Origin of the sequence: Streptomyces sp. NBC_01320, from assembly GCF_035974375.1 — a bacterium.
GTDB classification, from domain to species: domain Bacteria; phylum Actinomycetota; class Actinomycetes; order Streptomycetales; family Streptomycetaceae; genus Streptomyces; species Streptomyces yanii.
Window position 1 is genome coordinate 6854345 of the sequence record NZ_CP108390.1, and the last position, 21085, is coordinate 6875429.

At 70.6% G+C, this 21085-nt stretch carries 17 protein-coding genes; 11 read left to right on the top strand and 6 right to left on the bottom strand.

The window, feature by feature from the left end:
* The first annotated feature begins 93 nt into the window (after window positions 1–93).
* The 4 genes from OG395_RS31285 (at window position 94) to OG395_RS31300 (ending at window position 3768) form a co-directional block, all read left to right on the top strand.
* Window positions 94–1659, top strand: coding sequence for a flavin-containing monooxygenase (locus OG395_RS31285; protein ID WP_327245912.1), 1566 nt, complete (start codon window positions 94–96; stop codon window positions 1657–1659).
* Window positions 1656–2600, top strand: coding sequence for an alpha/beta fold hydrolase (locus OG395_RS31290; protein WP_327245913.1), 945 nt, complete (start codon window positions 1656–1658; stop codon window positions 2598–2600). Before OG395_RS31285 ends, OG395_RS31290 begins: the two co-directional genes overlap by 4 nt.
* Window positions 2597–3490 (top strand): SDR family oxidoreductase, encoded by an 894-nt coding sequence (locus OG395_RS31295; RefSeq protein ID WP_327245914.1) that lies wholly within the window; start codon window positions 2597–2599, stop codon window positions 3488–3490. Before OG395_RS31290 ends, OG395_RS31295 begins: the two co-directional genes overlap by 4 nt.
* A gap of 98 nt (window positions 3491–3588) precedes the next feature.
* Entirely contained in the window at window positions 3589–3768 is a 180-nt protein-coding gene (locus OG395_RS31300; protein ID WP_327245915.1) for a hypothetical protein, read from the top strand.
* Window positions 3769–3888: 120 nt separating this feature from the next.
* Here the strand turns inward: OG395_RS31300 and OG395_RS31305 are convergent, their stop codons facing one another.
* A complete protein-coding gene (locus OG395_RS31305) occupies window positions 3889–7170 on the bottom strand; it encodes a S41 family peptidase (protein WP_327245916.1) in 3282 nt (1093 codons plus the stop codon).
* Between the two features lie 176 nt (window positions 7171–7346).
* Between OG395_RS31305 and OG395_RS31310 the strand changes: the two genes are divergently transcribed.
* The gene (locus OG395_RS31310; RefSeq protein WP_327245917.1) at window positions 7347–7919 is read left to right on the top strand and encodes a TetR/AcrR family transcriptional regulator; all 573 of its coding nucleotides are present in this window, start codon (window positions 7347–7349) and stop codon (window positions 7917–7919) included.
* A 116-nt stretch (window positions 7920–8035) separates the two neighbouring features.
* Window positions 8036–10264 carry an MMPL family transporter gene (locus OG395_RS31315; protein WP_327245918.1) on the top strand — a complete coding sequence of 743 codons (2229 nt, stop codon included), beginning with the start codon at window positions 8036–8038 and terminating at the stop codon, window positions 10262–10264.
* Between the two features lie 135 nt (window positions 10265–10399).
* Here the strand turns inward: OG395_RS31315 and OG395_RS31320 are convergent, their stop codons facing one another.
* Window positions 10400–10753, bottom strand: a complete 354-nt coding sequence (locus OG395_RS31320; protein ID WP_327245919.1) for an SsgA family sporulation/cell division regulator — start codon at window positions 10751–10753, stop codon at window positions 10400–10402.
* Between the two features lie 187 nt (window positions 10754–10940).
* On the opposite strand from OG395_RS31320, the gene OG395_RS31325 reads away from it, so the two are divergent.
* From OG395_RS31325 to OG395_RS31350, 5 genes are all read left to right on the top strand, one after another.
* Window positions 10941–11996, top strand: coding sequence for an energy-coupling factor ABC transporter permease (locus OG395_RS31325; protein WP_327245920.1), 1056 nt, complete (start codon window positions 10941–10943; stop codon window positions 11994–11996).
* Window positions 11996–12757 (top strand): cobalt ECF transporter T component CbiQ, encoded by a 762-nt coding sequence (gene cbiQ, locus OG395_RS31330; RefSeq protein WP_327245921.1) that lies wholly within the window; start codon window positions 11996–11998, stop codon window positions 12755–12757. The genes OG395_RS31325 and cbiQ overlap by 1 nt, the downstream gene beginning before the upstream one ends.
* On the top strand, window positions 12754–13521 hold the full coding sequence (locus tag OG395_RS31335) for an energy-coupling factor ABC transporter ATP-binding protein (RefSeq protein ID WP_327245922.1): 768 nt from the start codon (window positions 12754–12756) through the stop codon (window positions 13519–13521). The genes cbiQ and OG395_RS31335 overlap by 4 nt, the downstream gene beginning before the upstream one ends.
* 329 nt (window positions 13522–13850) lie before the next feature.
* The gene (locus OG395_RS31345; RefSeq protein WP_327249510.1) at window positions 13851–15014 is read left to right on the top strand and encodes a serine hydrolase domain-containing protein; all 1164 of its coding nucleotides are present in this window, start codon (window positions 13851–13853) and stop codon (window positions 15012–15014) included.
* Window positions 15011–15805 carry an SDR family NAD(P)-dependent oxidoreductase gene (locus tag OG395_RS31350; RefSeq protein WP_327245923.1) on the top strand — a complete coding sequence of 265 codons (795 nt, stop codon included), beginning with the start codon at window positions 15011–15013 and terminating at the stop codon, window positions 15803–15805. Before OG395_RS31345 ends, OG395_RS31350 begins: the two co-directional genes overlap by 4 nt.
* A gap of 267 nt (window positions 15806–16072) precedes the next feature.
* On the opposite strand, the gene OG395_RS31355 is transcribed toward OG395_RS31350, so the two are convergent.
* The 4 genes from OG395_RS31355 to OG395_RS31370 all read right to left on the bottom strand — a co-directional run bounded on the left by OG395_RS31355 (window position 16073) and on the right by OG395_RS31370 (window position 21071).
* Window positions 16073–16924, bottom strand: a complete 852-nt coding sequence (locus OG395_RS31355; RefSeq protein ID WP_327245924.1) for a DMT family transporter — start codon at window positions 16922–16924, stop codon at window positions 16073–16075.
* Window positions 16921–17439 carry a YbaK/EbsC family protein gene (locus OG395_RS31360; protein ID WP_327245925.1) on the bottom strand — a complete coding sequence of 173 codons (519 nt, stop codon included), beginning with the start codon at window positions 17437–17439 and terminating at the stop codon, window positions 16921–16923. The genes OG395_RS31355 and OG395_RS31360 overlap by 4 nt, the downstream gene beginning before the upstream one ends.
* Window positions 17440–17521: 82 nt before the next feature.
* Window positions 17522–19159, bottom strand: coding sequence for a penicillin-binding transpeptidase domain-containing protein (locus OG395_RS31365; RefSeq protein ID WP_327245926.1), 1638 nt, complete (start codon window positions 19157–19159; stop codon window positions 17522–17524).
* 133 nt (window positions 19160–19292) lie between these two features.
* Window positions 19293–21071, bottom strand: coding sequence for a dolichyl-phosphate-mannose--protein mannosyltransferase (locus OG395_RS31370; protein WP_327245927.1), 1779 nt, complete (start codon window positions 21069–21071; stop codon window positions 19293–19295).
* Window positions 21072–21085 lie beyond the last annotated feature (14 nt).

Consider the following 21085-nt stretch of genomic DNA (forward strand, 5'->3'; position numbering starts at 1 on the left):
GACCCCTACCCATCGGTACGGAGCTGCTCTACTCTCCCAACAATGCCAGCGATTGCTGGCAGAGTCGTGTGACGTACCGCGGGAGGCGGCAGCATGGCCCAGCACGAGCATGTACGCGTGGCGGTGATCGGATCCGGATTCGGGGGCCTGGGGGCCGCGGTCCGGCTGCGCCGCGAAGGCATCACCGACTTCGTCGTCCTGGAACGGGCCGACTCCGTCGGTGGCACCTGGCGCGACAACAGCTACCCCGGCTGCGCCTGCGACGTACCGTCCCACCTCTACTCGTTCTCGTTCGCCCCCAACCCGGACTGGCCGCGCACCTTCTCCGGGCAGGAGCACATCCGCGCCTACCTGGAACGTGTCGCCGACACCTTCGGGCTGCGCCCGCACATCAGGCTGGGCCATGAAGTGGCCATGATGCGGTGGGACAACGACGAGCTGAACTGGGTGATCGAGTCCGCGAACGGGACCACGATCGTCGCCGATGTCGTCGTCTCCGCGACCGGCCCGCTCTCCGACCCGAAGATGCCGGACATACCCGGTCTCGCCGACTTCCCCGGCCAGGTCTTCCACTCGGCCCGCTGGGACCACGACTACGACCTGACCGGCAAGCGCGTCGCCATGATCGGCACCGGCGCCTCCGCGATCCAGATCGTGCCGGCGATCCAGCCGAAGGCCGGCAGGCTGACCCTGTTCCAGCGCACCCCGCCGTGGGTCATGCCGCGCATGGACCGGAACATCAGCGGCGCCGAGCGGTGGCTGCACCGCGCGCTTCCGTTCACCGGCACCGCGCGCCGCGGACTGCTGTGGGGCATACGGGAGTTGCAGGTCAGCGCCTTCACCAAGCACCCCAACGAGCTCGGCCTGGTGGAGAGGATAGCCAAGTCCAACATCGCACGGGCCATCAAGGATCCGGCGCTTCGGGCCGAGCTGACGCCCTCGTACCGCATCGGCTGCAAGCGGATTCTGCTCTCCAGCACGTACTACCCGGCGCTCGCTCAGCCCAATGTGGATGTGGTCGCCTCCGGGCTGGCCGAGGTACGCGGCTCGACCGTCGTCGCCGGAGGGGGCACCTCCCAGGACGGAGTCTCTGGGGGAGGCACGGAGGCCGAGGTCGACGCGATCATCTTCGGTACCGGCTTCCACGTGACGGACATGCCGATCGCCGACCGGGTCGTCGGCGCGGAAGGCATCACGCTCGCCGAGTCCTGGAAGGACGGCATGCAGTCGCTGCGCGGCGCGACCGCGGCGGGCTTTCCCAACTGGATGACGATCATCGGCCCCAACACGGGGCTCGGGAACTCCTCCATGATCCTGATGATCGAGTCCCAGCTCAACTACATGGCGGACTACCTGCGCCAGCTGAACGTCCTGGGCGGGCGGGCCGCTCTCGATGTGCGGACGTCGGCGGTCGGGGCGTGGAACCGGCGGGTCCAGGAGCGGATGAAGCGGACCGTGTGGAACACCGGTGGCTGCAACAGCTGGTATCTGGACGCAGGCGGGCGCAACACCACGGTCTGGCCGGGAACGACAGGTGAGTTCCGCCGGGCGACTCAGACGGTGGACCTCGGGGAGTACGAGGTCATCCGGCCTCGGAAGACCGATGCCGCCGGGACCGTCGTCGCCGGGAAGGCCGTCGCCGAGGAGGTCGCGCGATGAGCCGGCCGCTGCGGCGCGAGGACGCCCCGCCGGTGCCCACGCGCGAACTGACCGCTGTCTCCGCCGACGGCTCCCGCATCCATGTCGAGCTGCACGGGCCGGACGGCGCCCCCGCGGTCGTGCTCGCGCACGGCTGGACCTGCAACACCCATTTCTGGGCCGCGCAGATCCGCGACCTGGCGGCCGACCACCGGGTCGTCGTCTACGACCAGCGCGGCCACGGCCGCACGCCCGCCGTCCGCCCCGAGGGGTACAGCACCGATGCGCTCGCCGACGACCTCGAAGCGGTGCTGACCGCGGCGCTGGCCCGCGGCGAGCAGGCGGTGCTCGCCGGGCACTCCATGGGCGGCATGACGCTGATGGCCGCCTCGCGGCGGGCCGGGCTGCGCGAGCACGCGGCAGCCGTACTGCTGTGCAGCACCGGCAGTTCGCGGCTGATCGCCGAGTCGCTCGTCGTACCGATGCGGGCCGGTGCGGTCCGCACCCGGATGACCCGCGCGATCCTCGGGGCGCGGGCCCCGCTCGGGCCGGTCACACCTGTCTCCAAAAGGATCCTCAAGTACGCAACGATGGGCGCAGGTTCGGACCCGGACCGGGTCGAGTCCTGTGCCCGGATCGTGCACGCCTGCCCGCGGGCGGCCCGGGTCTCCTGGGGGCATGTGCTCGCCGAGCTCGATCTCGACGCGGGCGTAAGGGAGTTGCGGGTGCCCACCGCCGTGATCGCGGGTGCGGAGGACCGGCTGACCCCGCCCGTCCACGCGCGCGCCCTCGCGGCGGCGCTGCCCGAATGCCTGGGGCTCACCGAGCTGGCGGGGATGGGCCACATGACACCGGTGGAGGCGCCGGAGGCGGTCACCGCGAAAATCCGCGAACTGGTCGCCGGGCATGTCACCCCTGTCACCGGCACCGTCAGTGGCACTGTTGAGGAGGAGGTCGTATGAGCGGCAGGCGCAGTCTCGAAGGACAGGTCGTGGTCGTCACCGGCGCGGCGCGCGGCGTGGGCGAGCTGCTGGCCCGCAAGCTCTCGGCGCGCGGCGCGAAGCTGGCGCTGGTCGGCCTGGAGCCGGACGAGCTGAAGAAGGTCTCCGAGCGGCTGCACGCGGAGAGCGGCCACTGGTACGCGGACGTCACCGACCATGTGGCGATGGCACAGGTCGCGCAGGAGGTGAAGGAGCGCTTCGGCAAGGTCGACGTGGTCGTCGCCAATGCGGGGGTCGCTTCGGGCGGGCCGTTCGTCGACTCGGACCCGGAGGCGTGGCGGCGGGTCATCGAGGTCAATCTGATCGGCGGCGCGGTGACGGGGCGGGCGTTCCTGCCCGTACTGATGGAGAGCCGCGGCTACTTCCTGCAGATCGCGTCGCTCGCCGCGATCACTCCGGCGCCGATGATGACCGCGTACTGCGCGTCGAAGTCGGGCGTGGAGGCGTTCGCACACAGTCTGCGGGCGGAGGTCGGATACCGGGGAGTGAAGGTCGGTGTCGGCTACCTGTCCTGGACGGACACCGACATGGTGCGGGGCGCCGACGAGGACGACGTCATGCGGGAGTTGCGGCAGCGGCTGCCGTGGCCGGCGAACCGCACGTATCCGCTGGGCCCGGCGGTCGACCGGATCGTGGCGGGCATCGAGCGGCGTTCTGCGCACGTGTACGCGCAGTGGTGGCTGCGTGGCATGCAGTCGGTGCGGGGATACCTGCCGGCGGTCATCGGGGTGGTCGGGCAGCGCGAGATGAAGCGGTTCGGGTCGCGGCTCGAGGGCGTGAGCAAGGGACTTGTGGGCGCCGGGGGTGCGGCGGACGAGGTCGCGCGGGGTGCGAGCACACAGCGTAAGTGATCGAAATGCGTGGGATGTCCTGCCGTGTAAGTCTGGTCGAGGCCCCAACGGGGTCAACCCCCCAACGCATCCCGAGCACCTCGCTAGGAGTGAACAGCATGGGTATCGCAGACCAGTTCAAGGACAAGGCGCAAGAGCTCGCCGACCAGTCGAAGAAGAACGTGGGCGAGAAGAAGGGCCAGCCGCGCGAGCGGACGTCCGATGCGTCGGAACGGGCGCGGGGCAAGGCCCGGGACGCGGCGCAGGGGGCGCGCGACCGGTACGACGACGAGACCTGACTCGTCGGTGCGAGGGGCGCGTTCGGGAGACCGGACGCGCCTTTCGCGTGTCCCGAAACCGGGGGCACGCCCCCGGCCCCCTTCTTTTGTCCTCAATCGCCGGACGGGCTTGATGTGCGCCTATCGCGGCGGCAGCGGTGGCCGTGCGCGGTTCGGGGCGTCCTCGTACGTCGGTGGGGTCGACGCCGGGTGGGACTTCAGGAGGTCGAGCGCGATCTGCACCGCGTCGTCCAGCACCGCGTGCCGGCCCTCCGCCCAGTCCAGCGGCGTGCGCAGCGCCTCCAGGTCCGGTTCGACACCGTGGTTCTCGATCGACCATCCGTATGCGTCGAACCACGCCGCGTTCATCGGCACCGTGATCACCGTGCCGTCGCCCAACCGGTGCCGGCCCGTCATGCCGACGACCCCGCCCCATGTCCGCTGGCCCACCACCGGGCCCAGGTCCAGCAGGCGGAACGCGGCGGTGATCATGTCTCCGTCGGAGGAGGTCGCTTCGTCGGCGAGGGCCACCACCGGGCCGCGGGGGGCGTTGGAGGCGTACGAGACCGGCTGGGCGTCGCGGGTCAGGTCCCAGCCGAGGATCGTGCGGGTCAGTTTCTCGACGACCAGCTCGCTGATGTGGCCGCCGGCGTTGCCGCGTACGTCGACGATCAGGGCGGGGCGGGAGACCTCCATCCGCAGGTCCCGGTTGAACTGGGCCCAGCCGGAGCCGCCCATGTCGGGGATGTGCAGGTATCCGCACTTGCCGGCGCTCAGTTCCCGTACGACATCGCGGCGTTTGGCGACCCAGTCCTGGTAGCGGAGCGGGCGCTCGTCGACCAGGGGGACGATGGCGACACGGCGGGAGGGCCCTTCGCCCTCGGACGGGCAGAAGGTGAGTTCGACGGTGGTCCCGCCCGCCTGGGAGAGAAGGGGGTAGGGGCCTGCGACCGGATCCACCGGGCGGCCGTCGACGTGGGTGAGGATCGCGCCCTCCCGGATGCCCGTACCGGCGAGCGGTGAACGCGCCTTGGAGTCCGAGGAGTCGCCCGGCAGGATCCGCCGGACGACCCACTTGCCGTCCCGGCACACCAGGTTCGCACCGAGCATGCCGATCGCCCGCTGGTAGTGCGGCGGGCCCTCGTTGCGGCGGGCGGGTGCCACGTACGCGTGCGAGGTGCCCAGTTCGCCGAGGACCTCGCGCAGCAGGTCCGCGAACTCGTCGGGGGTCGCGACCCGTTCGACCAGCGGACGGTACTGGTCGAGCACGCCCGCCCAGTCGATGCCGCTCATGTCGGGGTCCCAGAAGTAGGAGCGGATGATGCGACCCGCTTCCCCGTACGCCTGCCGCCATTCCGCCGCCGGGTCGACATCATGCAGGATCCGCCGCAGGTCGAGGTAGACCGTCGAGTCGCTGTCGCCGACCTCGGTGGCCGGTACGGCGCGCAGTTCTCCTTCGTCCATGACGACCAGCCGGGTCGCGTCGCCGCTGACGGCGAACCAGTCGAGATGGCCGACGAGTTCGGTCTTCCTGGCCTTCGTGATGTTGAAGTGTTCGAGCGTGGGACGGCCCGACATGTCTGCCGGGTTGGCGAACGTCTCGCCGAGCGCGCCCGAGATCGGCCAGCGCAGCCAGACGAGCCCGCCGCCGCTGACCGGGCGCAGAGCCGAGTACTTCGACGCGGTGACCGGGAACGGCGTCACCCGGTTTTCCAGCCCCTCGAACTCGACCGTGACCGTGGCCCCTTCGGCCGGAGCCTCTTCCGACGTGTCGACCGGGTCGAGGCCGCCCGCCGCCGGACGCCCCTCCGGTGAGAGAGCGAACGGGGACGGGGTGGCGGAGGAGAGCGGCACCAGGTACGGGCGGCAGCCGAGCGGGAAGGAGAGGTCGCCGGTGTGGACGTCGTACACCGGGTCGAAGCCGCGCCAGGAGAGGAACGCGAGATACCGGCCGTCGCCGGTGAACACCGGGTTCTCGTCCTCGAAGCGGCCGTTGGTGACATCGACGATCACCGGGGTGCCCGGCCCCATGATCCGGGCCAGTTTGATCTGCCGCAGCGAGCGGCCGATCCCGGGATGCGACCAGGTCAGCCAGGCGCCGTCCGGTGAGAACGCCAGATCGCGGACCGGTCCGTTGATGGAGCGGATCAGCTCGGTCGGTTCACTGGTGGACTCCTCGGCCGTGTCGAGGAGCAGCAGCCGACCGTCGTGCGTGGCGATCGCGAGCCGGTCGCCCTCCGGGTCGGCGATCAGTTCGTGGACCCGGCCGACCTGCCCGGAGGCCAGCCTGCGCGGTGCCCGGTCACCGCTGGCGCGCGGCAGGTACGCGATCTCGATGGCGTCCTCGCCGTCCGCGTCCGTCACGTAGGCGACCTGGCCCATGCTGCCGAGCATCTCGGGCAGCCGGACCCGGACCCCGGGGGTGTCGGTGATGGTGCGGGCGGGCCCGTCGCGGTGGGTCAGCCAGTACAGACTGCCGCGGACCGAGACGGCACTCGCCCGGCCCGTCTCGTCCACGGACAGCGAGTCGACATTGGTGGCGGCGGGCACCTGGTACGTACGCCGCCCGGCCCGCGGCCCACCGAGCCGCACCTGCAGCTTCCGCGGCACCGCGTCCGGTGATTCGAGGTCCTCGACCAGCCACACCTCGCCCGCGCACTGGTAGACCACGCGGCGTCCGTCGCTGGACGCGTGCCGGGCGTAGAAGGCGTCGTGGTCGGTGTGACGGCGCAGGCCGGAGCCGTCGGGCAGGCAGGAGTACAGATTGCCGACGCCCTCGTGGTCGGAGAGGAACGCGATCCGGCCGCCGACGAACATCGGCGAGTCCAGATGGCCGCCGATATCGGGCAGCAGCCGCTCGCCGTGCAGCCACAGCCGCCCCATCGCCCCGCCCCGGTACCGCTTCCAGGCGGCCGGTTCGTGCGGGGGTGTGCCGGTGAGCAGCAGCGTGCGCCGTTCGCCGTCGATGTCCGCGACCGCGATGTCGGAGACCGGACCCCACGGGAGCTTGCCGCCGGGGGAGCCGTCCGTGGGAAGGCTGTAGGCCCAGGAGAAGTACGAGAACGGCTGCGCGTGCGAGGACACGGCGAGGATGTGCGACGTCTCGTCCGGATCGGGGGTCCAGCCGCAGACCCGGGCGTCGGTCGCCCCCCAGTAGGTGAGCCGGCGGGCCGGCCCGCCCTCGACCGGGGCGAGATGGATCTCGGGATCCAGGGTGCGCCAGGTCGTGTACGCGATACGGGTCCCGTCGGGCGAGAAGCGCGGGTGACTGACCCGCGTCCGGTCGACGGTCACCCGCCACGCCCGGCCGGGCTGCTGCCCCTCGGGGGCGAGGGGAGAGACCCAGAGGTCGTCCTCGGCCGCGAAGCAGAGCAGGCCCTTGTGAAGGTGCGGGAAACGGAGATACGCGACGTCGTCACTCACCCCCCAATGCTTTCCGCGTGAGCGGGACGCGGCAACTCGTGGTGCGGAAGAACTTGTGGTGCAACACACAAGCGAAACGATGCAGTTTCGCTCGGCCGGGGGGTGTACCTTCGAGGTGTACGAAACAGTTTCGTTCGGTTGGCTGACGTACGAGTGACAGGACAGGAGGTCGACCCGTGGCACGCACCCGCCTCACGCCCGAGCGCGAGAGCGAGCTCTACGCCGCTGTGCTCGACCTGCTGCGCGAGGTCGGCTACGACGCCCTGACCATGGACGCTGTCGCCGCCCGTACCCACTCCAGCAAGGCCACCCTCTACCGCCAGTGGGGGAGCAAGCCGGAGCTGGTCGTCAAGGCGCTGCGCCATGACAAGCCGGGCGACCTCGCCGATGTCGACACCGGTTCGCTGCGCGGAGATTTCCATGCCGCGCTGGGCCGGACCGACGACTGCCGGATGCAGAAGAGCTCCGCGCTGATGCGGGGCCTGATGCAAGCCGTCCACGACAATCCCGATCTGTACCAGGCACTGCGCGAACTGCTCATCGAGCCGGAGATAACCGGCCTCGACTCGCTGCTCCGCCGAGCCGTGGACCGGGGTGAACTGCGTCCGGACAACCCGGCGCTGAAATATGTACCGCACATGCTGGTCGGCGCCTTCACCGCTCGACAGCTGGTCGAGGACCGCCCCATCGACCACGCGTTTCTCACCGACTACGTCGACTCCGTGATCCTCCCCGCTCTCGGCGTCTGACCCCGTCCCCTCCGTACGACCCTCTCCCCAAGCCCCACCTGACACGCCGCTCTCGTCGTCGGGCTGGTTCCTCACGCCCTTTTCCACCCATACGACCTGACCGGGAGTACGCCTCCGTGGCCACATTCCTCTACAAGCTCGGACGGTTCGCCTTCCGGCGCCGCCGCTATGTCGCCCTTGTCTGGGTGGCACTGCTGGCGCTCGCCGGATTCGGCGCCGCCTCCGCGTCCACCGCCACCTCCAGCTCCTTCTCCATCCCGGGTACGGAGGCTCAGAAGGCCTTCGACCTGCTGGAACAGCGCTTCCCCGACTCCAGCGCCGACGGCGCGACCGCGCGGGTCGTCTTCAAGGCCGACGCCGGTCAGAAGATGACGGACCCGGCGAACAAGGCCGAGGTCAACAAGATCGCTGACGAGCTGAAGTCGGGTTCGGACCAGATCGCCTCGGTCACCGACCCGTACACCGGCAACGCCGTCAGCAAGGACGGCTCCACGGCGTACGTCTCCGTGTCCTACAAGGTCAACTCGATGGAGCTGACGGATGCGACCCGGAGCGCCCTGGAGGACGCGGGCCACGCGGCGCAGAAGAGCGGGATGACCGTGGAGATCGGCGGTGACGCGCTCCAGGTGATGCCGGAGACCGGGGCCACCGAGATCATCGGTGTGGCGATCGCCGCGGTGGTGCTGGTCATCACCTTCGGCTCGCTCGTCGCGGCTGGTCTGCCGCTGCTCACCGCGCTCATCGGCGTCGGCATCGGCGTCTCGACGATCACGGCCCTGGCCAACGTGCTCGACCTGGGCTCCACCACCTCCACTCTCGCGATGATGATCGGCCTCGCGGTCGGCATCGACTATGCGCTCTTCATCGTCTCCCGCTACCGTGCCGAGCTGGCCGAGGGCCGCGAGCGCGAGGAAGCGGCGGGGCGGGCGGTCGGCACGGCCGGTTCCGCGGTCGTCTTCGCCGGTCTCACCGTCGTCATCGCCCTGGTCGGCCTGGCCGTCGTCAACATTCCGATGCTGTCGAAGATGGGCTTCGCCGCGGCCGGCACGGTCGCGATCGCCGTCCTGATCGCGCTCACCCTCGTCCCGGCGTTGATGGGCTTCGCGGGCAAGCGGGTCATGGGGCGCAAGGCGCGCAAGGCCGCCGAGACCTCGAGCCGGCCGCAGGCGAAGCCGAACATGGGTACCCGGTGGGCGCGGTTCGTCCTGCGCAAGCCGGTCTGGGTGCTGCTGGTCGGAGTCCTCGGCCTCGGGGTCATCGCCGTACCGGCCGCCTCGCTGGAGATGGGCCTGCCCGACGACGGCTCCCAGCCCACCAGCACCACCCAGCGCCGCGCCTACGACATGCTCTCCGACGGATTCGGCCCCGGCTTCAACGGGCCGCTGATGGTCGTCGTGGACACGGCGAACAGCTCGGACGGCAAGACCGCGGTCAAGCAGGTCTCCGACGAGATCTCCGGCATCCCGCACGTCGTCGCGGTCACCCCGGCCCACTTCAACAAGGCCGGCGACACCGCCATGATCACCGTGATCCCGCAGGACCGGCCGAGCTCCACCGAGACGGAGAACGTGGTTCACGCCATCCGTGACGCGGGCACGGACATCAAGTCCGACACCGGCGCCGAGGTCCTGGTCACCGGATCCACGGCGATGAACATCGACTTCTCACAGAAGATGAACGACGCGCTGCTGCCGTATCTGGCGCTCGTCGTCGGCCTGGCGTTCCTGTTGCTGATGGTGGTCTTCCGCTCGGTGCTGGTGCCGCTGAAGGCGGCCCTCGGCTTCCTGCTCTCGGTCGTCGCGGCCCTGGGCGCGGTCGTCGCGGTCTTCCAGTGGGGCTGGCTGGGCTCGCTCTTCGGTGTCGAACAGACCGGTCCGATCATGTCCATGATGCCGATCTTCATGGTGGGTGTGGTCTTCGGTCTCGCCATGGACTACGAGGTCTTCCTCGTCACCCGGATGCGCGAGGCGTACGTCCACGGGGAGAAGCCCCCGCAGGCGATCGTCACCGGCTTCAAGCACGGCGCCCGCGTCGTCACCGCCGCGGCCGTGATCATGATGGCGGTCTTCGCCGGGTTCATCGGCTCCAGCGAGTCGATGATCAAGATGATCGGCTTCTCGCTCGCCATCGCCGTCTTCTTCGACGCGTTCGTCGTCCGGATGGCGATCGTGCCCGCGGTCCTCGCCCTGCTCGGCAAGCGCGCCTGGTGGCTGCCGCGCTGGCTGGACCGGCTGCTGCCCAATGTCGATGTGGAGGGCGAGGGGCTGCGCAGGCAGCTCGGCGAGACGTCCGGCGGGGACGGGCACGGCGACGCCCGGGGCGAGCGCGAACTGACGCGCGTCTGATCCGTACGAGCCCCGAGCCCCGAGGCCCGCGCCTGAGCGGAGCGCGGCCCCGGAATGCACCGGTTACCTGTGGGGACGGGGGGCCGGAGCGACGATGAGCCCCCGTGCGAGCGGCACGGGGGCTCATCCATGGCGTCACGCCGGTGCAGTCTCGGACGTCCTGGTCTCGCCGTGGGTGCGGTCCAGGAAGCGGATCAGCGGCGCGTTGTCGAACTGCACCACCTCGACGCCGTCCGCCGAGTGCCTCTCCACGACCAGCTGCGCCCGTCCGCACGGCCAGATCCGTATCGCGCCGTGCCCGGTCGGCGAGTGCAGCCCGCCCTCCAGCAGGTCTCGGCCGAAGGCCCAGTCGGTGCCGCCGGGGAAGGTGAGATGCACCGTACGCGGGTCGACGGCCGCGTCGTACCGCAGGTCGACGGGGACGGAGAAGGTGTCGGTCGCCTCGGTGATGAGCCGGGCTTCGGCCTGTTCTTCGATCACGGGGGGCATGGGCCGAATCCTCCTATTTGTGAATGTTTGATATCTAATGTCCCATATTTTGACCGAAGAGCACGATGAGGAAGCCGGGTACTTGTTGCGAATGCGCTCTTGCGAGCCATTCGCAACAAGGCCCTATCATTGAGAGGTTCATGACCCCGCGCAGCAGTGCAGCAACGCAGGAAGCGGAGCCTCCCCCATGCATGTACCCGACGGATTCATCAATGCCCCCGTCTCCGCCGCCGCCGGTGTGGTCGCCGCGGGTGCCGTGGCGGTCAGTCTGCGGGGCGCCCGCCGAGAACTGGATGAACGCACCGCGCCGCTCGCGGGCCTCGTCGCCGCGTTCATCTTTGCCGTGCAGATGCTGAACTTCCCGGTCGCGGCCGGTACCAGCGGGCATCTGCTGGGCGGGGCGCTCGCCGCGATCCTGGTCGGGCCGTACACCGGGGTGCTCTGTATATCCGTCGTGCTGCTCATGCAGGGCATCCTCTTCGCGGACGGCGGGCTCACCGCGCTCGGTGTGAACATCACCGTCATGGGCGTCACCACCACCGTCGTCTCGTACGCCCTCTTCCGCGGTCTCGCCACCGTCCTGCCGCGCACCCGCCGCTCCACAACCGCCGCGGCATTCGTCGCCGCACTGATCTCCGTACCGGCCGCGGCCTGCGTCTTCACGCTGATCTACTGGATCGGTGGCACCACCGACATCCCGATCGGCAAGGTCCTCACCGCGATGGTCGGCGTGCACATCCTGATCGGCATCGGCGAGGCCGTGATCACCGGACTGACCGTCGGAGCCGTCATCGCCGTCCGCCCCGATCTGGTGCACGGCGCCCGCGGCCTCACCTCCCCGCTCAAGCTCCGGATCGACGGCGAGCTCGTCGACGCCCCCGCCCGGCAGTCCGTCGCGCCGGCCGCCGCCCGCTCCGGCCGGGGGCTCTGGGCCACCGGCCTGGTCACCGCCCTCGTGCTGGCGGGCTTCGTCTCCTTCTACGCCTCCGCCAACCCGGACGGCCTGGAGAAGGTCGCTGCCGACAAGGGCATCGACAAGAAGACCGAGGAGCACGCGGCCAAGGACTCGCCGCTCGCCGACTACGGCGTCAAGGACATCTCCGACGCGCGCCTCTCCGGCGGTCTGGCCGGGGTGATCGGCGTCGGCGCCACGATCGTGGCCGGCAGCGGAGTCTTCTGGGCCGTCCGCCGCCGGCGTACGCCGGACGCACCCGCCGACATCCGCACCAAGGAAACCGTCTGATGGGCGCGGGCCACGCGCACAAGCTCTACCGGCACGGGCACTCGCCGGTCCATGACCTGCCCCCGCACTGCAAGCTCGCCGCTGTGTTCAGCTTCGTGCTGGTCGTCGTCCTGACGCCGCGCGAGGCGGTCTGGGCGTTCGCGCTGTACGCGGCGCTGCTCGCCGGGGTCGCGGCGGTCGCCCGGATCCCCGCCGGGTTCCTCCTCAAGCGGCTGCTCATCGAGGTGCCGTTCGTCGCGTTCGCCGTGCTGATGCCGTTCGTGGTGCCGGGCGAGCAGACGGAGCTCCTCGGCGTCTCCGTCAGCGTCCCCGGTCTCTGGGGCGCCTGGAACGTCCTCGCCAAGGGCACCCTCGGCGTCGCCGCCTCGGTGATCCTCGCGTCCACCACCGAGCTGCGCTCCCTGCTGCTCGGCCTGCAGCGGCTCAAGCTGCCGCCGATGCTCGTCCAGATCGCCTCCTTCATGATCCGGTACGGGGATGTGATCACCGGCGAGATGCGGCGGATGTCGATCGCCCGCCGCTCCCGCGGCTTCGAGGCGCGCGGGGTACGGCAGTGGGGCGTCCTCGCCAAGTCGGCGGGCGCGCTCTTCATCCGTTCCTACGAGCGCGGCGAACGCGTCCACCTCGCGATGGTCAGCCGCGGCTACGCCGGTTCCATGCCGGTCATCGACGAGGTGACGGCCTCCAGGACCCAATGGGCCCACGCCTCGGCACTCCCCGTACTCGCCCTCGTCATCTGCCTGCTGGGATGGACCGTATGAGCAAGCCCACCGCCCCCGCGCCGTCCCTGGAAGTCAGCGGCCTCGCCTACGCCTACCCCGACGGCCACCAGGCGCTCTTCGGGGTGAACCTGACGGTAGCCCGGGGTGAGCGCGTCGCCCTGCTCGGTCCGAACGGCGCCGGCAAGACCACGCTCGTCCTCCACCTCAACGGCATCCTCGACGCCGGAGCGGGCACCGTCCGGGTCGCCGGTCTCCCGGTGGAGAAGCGCAATCTCGCGGAGATCCGCCGCCGCGTCGGCATCGTCTTCCAGGACCCCGACGACCAGCTCTTCATGCCCACCGTCCGCGAGGACGTCGCCTTCGGCCCCGCCGCTTCCGGGCTGCGCGGCGCCGAACTGGAGGAACGTGTCGCCGAGGCCCTGCGGCAGGTCGGTATGGAGGAGTACGCGAACCGGCCGCCGCACCACCTCTCCTTCGGCCAGCGCCGCCGTGTCGCCGTCGCCACCGTGCTCGCCATGCGACCGGAAATCCTTGTCCTGGACGAGCCCTCGTCCAACCTGGACCCCGCATCGAGGCGCGAACTCGCCGACATCCTGCGGTCGTTGGACGTCACCGTGCTGATGGTCACGCACGACCTGCCGTACGCCCTGGAGCTCTGCCCGCGCGCCGTCATCCTCAGCGAAGGCGCCATCGCGGCCGACAACCGTACTCAGGACCTGCTCTGTGACGAGGAGTTGATGCGCGCTCACCGACTGGAGCTGCCCTTCGGGTTCGACCCGCGCTCCGTGACCATGGGCGCGTGACCGACGGCGACACCAGCCGTCCCGCGGCCTCGCTGCTGCGGGGCCGACGAGGTCGAGCGGCTGCGGGCGGAGCTGCACACCCGCGCCGCGCGCGCCGACGGCCAGGTCGATGTGCGGGTGGCGATGCCGCCCGCGCCCGGCGGCGACGGCACCGGTCCCGAGCAGCTCTTCGCCACCGGGTACACAGTCCGCACCGGGTCTGCCCGTACTCCCACGCCACCCGCGGCAACATCGATGCCTCGGTCGTGGTGAGCTGAGGGTCACCCGCGGTACAGCTCACCTGCGCAGCGATGCACCATGGGGGGATGAGCGGGAGCGCAGGAGCAGGCGTGGACGTACGGGGCACGGTGGCGACCGGATTCGAACCGGTCAGGGACGCCTTCATCCGTAACTTCGAGCAGCGGGGGGAGCGGGGGGCGGCGGTCGCCGTCTACCGGGACGGGCGCAAGGTCGTCGACCTGTGGGCCGGTACGAGAGACGTCGACGGCGTCGAACCGTGGGCGGTCGACACGGTGCAGATCGTCCGCTCCGCGGGCAAGGGCATCGCCGCGGCCGTACCGCTGCTGCTGCACCAGCGCGGACAGGTGGACCTGGACGCCCCGGTCGGCACGTACTGGCCGGAGTTCAAGGCGGCCGGCAAGGAGCGCGTCCTTGTGCGGCACCTCCTCGCCCACCGCGGGGGAGTCCCCGCCCTCGACCGGCCGCTGACGCCGCAGGAGGCCGCCGACGGGAGCTCCGGGGCGCACGCCGTCGCCGCGCAGCGCCCGCAGTGGGAGCCCGGTACCGCGCACGGCTACCACGCACAGACGTACAGCTGGCTGATCGGCGAACTGGTGCGACGGGTCACCGGGCGCACCGTGGGCCGCTGGATCGCCGAGGAGATCGCCCGCCCGCTCGGCCTCGACTTCTGGTTCGGGCTCCCGGAGGAAGAGGCGCACCGGGTGGGCCGGATCGGACCGGTCGAGCCGCCCGTTCTCGACGGCAACGGCGGGGCGCTGCGGATGCGCCCCAAGCGGTCGGTCGTGGACGCCTACCGTGATCCCGGGTCGCTGACCCGCCGCGCGTTCGGCGCCATCGACCCGTTCCCCGACGAGAACGACGCCGGCTACCGGGCGGCCGAACTCCCCGCCTCCAACGGCATCGCGACCGCCCGCGCGCTGGCCCGCGCCTACGCCGCGATGATCGGCCCGGTCGACGGACACCGGCTCTTCGCCCCGGCCACGCTCACCCTCGCCCGCACCGAGGAGTCCGCGGGCCCGGACCGGGTGCTCGTCGTGAACACCCGCTTCGGCCTCGGCTACATGCTGCACGGCCCGGCCGCCCCGCTCCTCGCCCCCGGCTCCTTCGGCCACCCGGGCCGCGGCGGCTCACTCGGCTTCGCCGACCCCGAATCGGGTATCTCGCTCGGCTATGTGACGAACGGTCTGCAGAAGGGAGTCACCGCCGATCCCCGTGCCCAGGCCCTGGTCAGAGCAGTACGGTCGGCGCTATGACTCCTACCGGTGATTCCAGGTTCGACGGATACGGCGTACTCATCACGGGCGCGGGACAGGGCATCGGCGCGGCCACGGCCCGCCGGCTGGCCTCCGAGGGCGCACGCGTCCTGGTGACCGATCTGGACGGTGACCGCGCCGAGCACACGGCGGCGGCGATACGGAAGACGGGCGCCACCGCCGAGGCGCTGGCCTGCGACGTGGGCGACCGGCACGCGGTCGAGGCGGCGGTGGCCCGTGCGGTCGAGGTGTTCGGCACGCTCGACGTGCTGGTCAACAACGCGTACCGCTGCACCCCCGACACCCCACTCTTCGAGGACGAGCCCGACGACGTCTGGCAGGGCGATCTGGACGCCACGCTCACCGGCCCGTACCGCTGCTCACGGGCAGCACTGCCGCACCTGGTGGCGTCGGGCAGGGGCGCGATCGTCAACATCGGCTCCGTCAACGGCGAGCAGGACTTCGGCAACCACGCCTACAGCGCCGCCAAGGCGGGCCTGGGCAGCCTGACCCGTACGCTCGCCGGCCACGCCGGCCCGCGCGGGGTCCGCGTCAACCTCGTCGCCCCCGGCACGATCCGCACGGACGCGTGGGCGGACCGTGCCGACGAACTGGACCGGGTGAGCCCGCTCTACCCCCTCGGCAGGGTCGGCGAACCGGACGACATCGCGGCGGCCGTCGCCTTCCTCGCCTCCCGCGACGCGTCCTGGATCACCGGGACGACGCTGCGGGTGGACGGTGGGCTGCTCGCCGTGAACACGGGTTTCCGGAGGGCGATGGCGCAGGACTGAGGCCTGGGGGCGGCCCGGCGTGCTGCGCGGGTTGCGCCGACACCCGCGCGTCGCAGCCGCCGCAGAACCTGCGGAGGCCCTTGGTTCCGCAGCCTCCGCCTCCGCTTGAGGATCCGCGGGATGTTCCGGCTCAGCAGCCTCCGGATCAGTCGGCACCGGCGACGGCGTATGAGCTGCAGCAGCTGTCGCGCCCCGACGCCACCGGCGGCGGTTGCCTGCGCTCCGCGTCTGCCGTCCGCACGGTTGCTTCTCCGGACGCCGCCGCGCTCAACTCGTGTGCAGCATCAGCCCGATCCCGACCACCATCAGTCCGGCCGCCGCGATCCTCGGCACGCCGAACCGCTCCTTGAAGAACACCGTCCCTATCGCCGCGCCCACAATGATCGACGACTCGCGCAGGGCGGCGATCGGGGCCAGCGGCGCCTTCGTCTGCGCCCACAGGACCAGCCCGTAGGCGACCACCGACATGGCCGCGCCCGCCAGCCCCCGTGCCGCGTACGGCCGCAGCTGGGCGGCCAGTTGTGCGCGGCGGCGGTAGAACGTGTACGCGGGGACGGCGAGCCCCTCCAGGATCATCAGCCAGGCGATGTAGCCGAGCGGGGTGCCGGAGGCCCGGACCCCCACCCCGTCGACGGTGGTGTACCCGGCGATCGACAGACCCGTCGCGAGCGCCGCGGCGATCGCCGGCCAGTGGGGGCGGGTCTCCGAGCCCCGGATACCCCACAGCGCGACGCCGACGAGCCCGGCGCAGGCGACCGCGACACCGGCCGTCGCCCATCCGTCGGGCCGCTCCCCGACGAAGACCGCCGCGAGGACAGTCACCACCAGGGGCGCGGTGCCGCGTGCGATCGGATACATCTGGCCGAAGTCGCCGAGCGTGAACGACCTCATCAGCAGCGCCATATAGGCGACGTGCAGGATCGCGGAGACGATCAGATACGGCCATGCCGCCGCGGCCGGCAGCGGCACGAAGCAGGCGGCGACCGCGCCGAGCAGTGCCCCGCCCCCCGAGATCAGGGTGAAGGAGAGCAGCTGGTCCTTGATGGCGTGCGCGATGGCGTTCCAGCTGGCGTGCGTGATCGCCGCGATCAGGACCGCGCATGCGACCAGCGGCGTCACGCCGACTGCTCGCGCACGTCCACCACGGTGCCGCCGGCATGCCTGATGACCGTCTTGGGACCGAGCGGGAAGACGGTGTGCGGGGTGCCCGCCGCAGCCCACACCACGTCGTGGTCGAGCAGCCCGCGGTCGGCCAGTACCCGGGTCCTCGTACGGTGGCCGAAGGGCGGCACACCGCCGATCGCGTACCCGGTGGTCTCCCGGACCAGATCGGCCCCGGCGCGCTTGACCTTCCCGACGCCCAGCTCCCGCCGTACCAGTTCCACGTCGACCCGTGAGGAGCCGTCCATCAGGACCAGCACGGGAGCCCCGTCGGCCTCGAAGATCAGAGACTTGACGATGGCGCTGAGCTCGCAGCCGATGGCGGCGGCGGCCTCGGCAGCGGTACGGGTGGCGTCCGGAAAGCGGCGGACCTCGACTTCGAGACCCAGCTCGCGCAGGGCCTCGGCGAATCGGGGGTGCGCGGCCGAATCGGTCGCTTCGGTCACGGGAGCGGTCGCGTCGGGAGTACTCATGCCCCGCACGCTAGCGGCCGCCCAGCGGGGCACGCGATCCGGTTTCAGCAACCGGACCCCCTCCGTCCGGTCGGCTCGGGCGTCACGGCCCCGCGCGCAGCACCTGGGCCACCACCGGCCCCGCCGCGTCGCCGCCGTGGCCACCGGACTGGACGACCGCCGCGGCCGCGAGGTCGTTGCTGAAGCCGGTGAACCAGCTGTTGGACGTGGCCTGTCCGTCGACCTCCGCCGAACCGGTCTTCGCGCCCTTGTCGCCGCCGACCGAGGCCATCGCCGCCTTGCCGGTGCCCCAGCTCGCGGTCTGCCGCATCATGTTGGACACCTGCTGTGCGACGGACCCGGGCAGCGAGCGGGACGCGGTGGCCAGCTGACGGCCGTCCAGGTCCTGCGGTACGAGGACCGGCTGGCGGAAGGTGCCGTTCTTCGCGGTGGCGGTGATCGACGCCATGTTGAGTGCGTTCATCTGAATGGTGCCCTGGCCGATGTACTGCGCGGCGGCCTCACCGCCGACGGCCTCGGGCACGCTGCCGTCGAAGGACGCGACGCCGGTCTTCCAGTCCAGACCGATCCCGAAGACGTCCCGGGCCTCCTTGGCCAGTGCGGCGTCGTCCTTGGTGTCGTCGATCAGCTTGATGAAGGCGGTGTTGCACGACCGGGCGAAGCTGGTGGTGAGGGTGCCGTCCGGGATGGAGAACCCTTCCAGGTTCTGGAACGTGCGGCCCTGGTACATCGCGGTCTTCGGGCACTCGATCTTCTGGTTCGCGCCGGCGAGTCCCTTCTCGATCAGCATCGACGCGGTCACGATCTTCATCGTCGAACCGGGCGCCTGCTTGCCGAGCATGGCCGCGTTGAACCCGGTCGCCGGGTTGTTGGCGACCGCGCGGATCGAGCCGGTGGACGGCCGGACGGCGACCACCGAGGCCTGGCTGTACTGCTTGACCGCCTTCTCGGCCGCCGCCTGGACATGGGCGTCCAGCGTGGTCTGCAGCGTGCCGGGCTTCCCCTTGGACAGCGTCAGCAGCGTCTTGTCCGGGGTGTTCTCGTCCGCCGGCTCGATCCAGGTCTCGATACCCGCGGTGCCGCCGGCCTTCTCCCCGTACTTCTCGCGCAGCGCGTCCAGGATCGGCCCCAGCGACGGGTACTTCTCCTTCGTCAGTACCCTGCCGTTGTGGTCGAGCGCCTCGATGGACGGGGTGGACGCCTCGCCGGTCTTCAGCGTTTCGCCGTCCGCCAGGTCCGGATGGATCACGGACGGTTTCCAGTCGATCAGCGGCCGGCCGGTGGTCAGGCCGCGTACGACGGTCAGTTCCGAGGAGTACGACCAGGGCTTGGACTTCCCGTCGAAGCTCACCGTCGCCTTCACGGTGAACGGGACCGTCGAGCCGGTTGCCGGGCCCGGGGTGATCACGGCCTTGGTGACGTGGGCCTGGTCGCTGTATCCGCTGAGGGCCGGTTCGGCGTCGACCGCGTTGTTGGTGAGCTGGGACGCGTCGGAAGCCTGGCCGGCCGCCCAGGCCTTGAGGAACTTCTCCGACGTCTCGCTGATCTCCGCCTTGCTCGGCGGGCCGGTCTTCACCTCGGCGGAGGTGGAGCGTCCGTCCGTGCCGCCGCCCCCGCTGCCGCCGAACCCGTCGAGGACGTTGTACGCCCCGTACCCCACTCCGCCGACGACCAGCACGAACACTCCGCCGATGACGGCGACCTTCGCTCCGCTGCGCATCTGTGCAGTCCCCCTCCCCAGGAGGCTCTCTTGAACACGTTCAAGAGAGCGCTTGTGGGCACTTTACGGGACGGTAGTGACAGCGGGGGCTGTTGTTATCGGAACGCGATCCGCAACGGCGCGAACAGTTCGGTCAAATCCAGGTATCCAGCCACATGCGGTTGCGCCAGGAGTTCTCCGGAATGGGCGTTCCCGTATACAGCGGCCAGAAATAGATGAAATTCCAGACAATCAGCAGAACGAGTACGCCGGCCGCGATGGCCCCCCATGTCCTCCGCCGCTCACCGGACGGATCGCCGGACACCAGACCCAGTTCCCACTTGGGCCCGGTGCCCGCAGCAGGGCCGAGCATCGCGCCGATCATCATCGCCACCGCGAGACAGAGGAAGGGCACGAAGACGACCGCGTAGAACAGGAAGATCGTCCGCTCCTGGTAGAAGAACCAGGGCAGCCAGCCCGCCGCCACACCGCACGCGATCGCACCCGCCCGCCAGTCGCGGCGGAAGAACCAGCGCCACAGCACGTACAGCAGCGCGAAGCACGCCGCCCACCACAGCAGCGGTGTGCCGATCGCCAGGACCTCGCGGGCGCACTTGCCGGTCGCCGAGCTCGTGCAGCCGTTCTGCTCCTCGTAGAAGTACGAGACGGGACGGCCCAGGACGATCCAGCTCCAGGGGTTCGACTGGTACGTGTGCCCCGAGGTCAGGTTCACGTGGAACTCGTAGACCTGGTACTCGTAGTGCCACAGGCTGCGCAGCCAGTCCGGCAGCCAGGTCCAGTTGCCGCCCGATCCGTCGGTCGTCGCCCAGTTCCGGTAGTAGCCGTGGCGCTCGGGGTCGTTCCTGATGATCCAGCCGGTCCAGGACGCGAGGTACGTCAGGATCGCGACCGGCACCGTCGAGACGAACGCCGGCAGCAGGTCGCGCTTGATCACCGCCTGGTACGGGCGGACCGCGCCGGCCGTCCGGCGGGCGCCGACATCCCACAACACCGTCATCAGGCCGAACGCGACCAGGATGTACAGCCCGTTCCACTTCGTGCCGAACGCGAGGCCCAGCGAGAGCCCCGCAGCGATCCGCCACGGCCGCCACCCCAGCCGCAGTGTCTCCGCGACCTGTGTGTCCGGGCGCAGCACGCCCTCGGCGTCGACCGGCAGCGCCGCAGCCAGCCTGCGCCGCGCCCAGTCCCGGTCGATCAGCAGGCAGCCGAACGCCCCCAGCACGAAGAACATCAGCACCAGGTCCAGCAGCGCCGTGCGGCTCATCACGAAGTGCAGCCCGTCGACGGCGAGCAGCGCGCCCGCCAGACATCCCAGGAACGTCGAACGGAACAGCCGCCGCCCGATCCTGCACAGCATCAGCACCGACAGCGTGCCGAGCACCGCCACCATGAACCGCCAGCCGAAAGGCGTGAACCCGAAGAGCTGCTCACCGAACCCGATGATCCACTTGCCGACCGGCGGATGCACCACATAACCGGGCTCCGTCGGCACCGGCACCAGCGACGGGTCGGCCAGGATCGACTTGTCGACGTCCTTCGGCCAGGACCCCTCGTACCCCTGCTTGATCAGGGCCCAGGAGTCCTTGGCGTAGTACGTCTCATCGAATATCACCGCCTTCGGGCTGCCCAGATGCCAGAACCGCAGCACCCCGGCTACCAGTGCCACCAGCAGTGGCCCGCCCCAGGCCGACCACCGCACCAGCCGGTCGGCCGTCGGCGGGGACACCCCCAGCACAGCCCAGAGCTGCTGTCCCGGCCGGGTGTACGGCGGGACCAGCCGTTCACGCAGCCCGATTACGGACCGGGGCGCATGGCCGAAGCGGCGCAGCCGCTGCTGCCAGGACGGGAGTTCTTCACCGTGCTGGTTCCCGGCGTCTTGACCCTGCTGGGCTTCGGGCGCAGTACTCGTCACCGCGCCATCGTAGG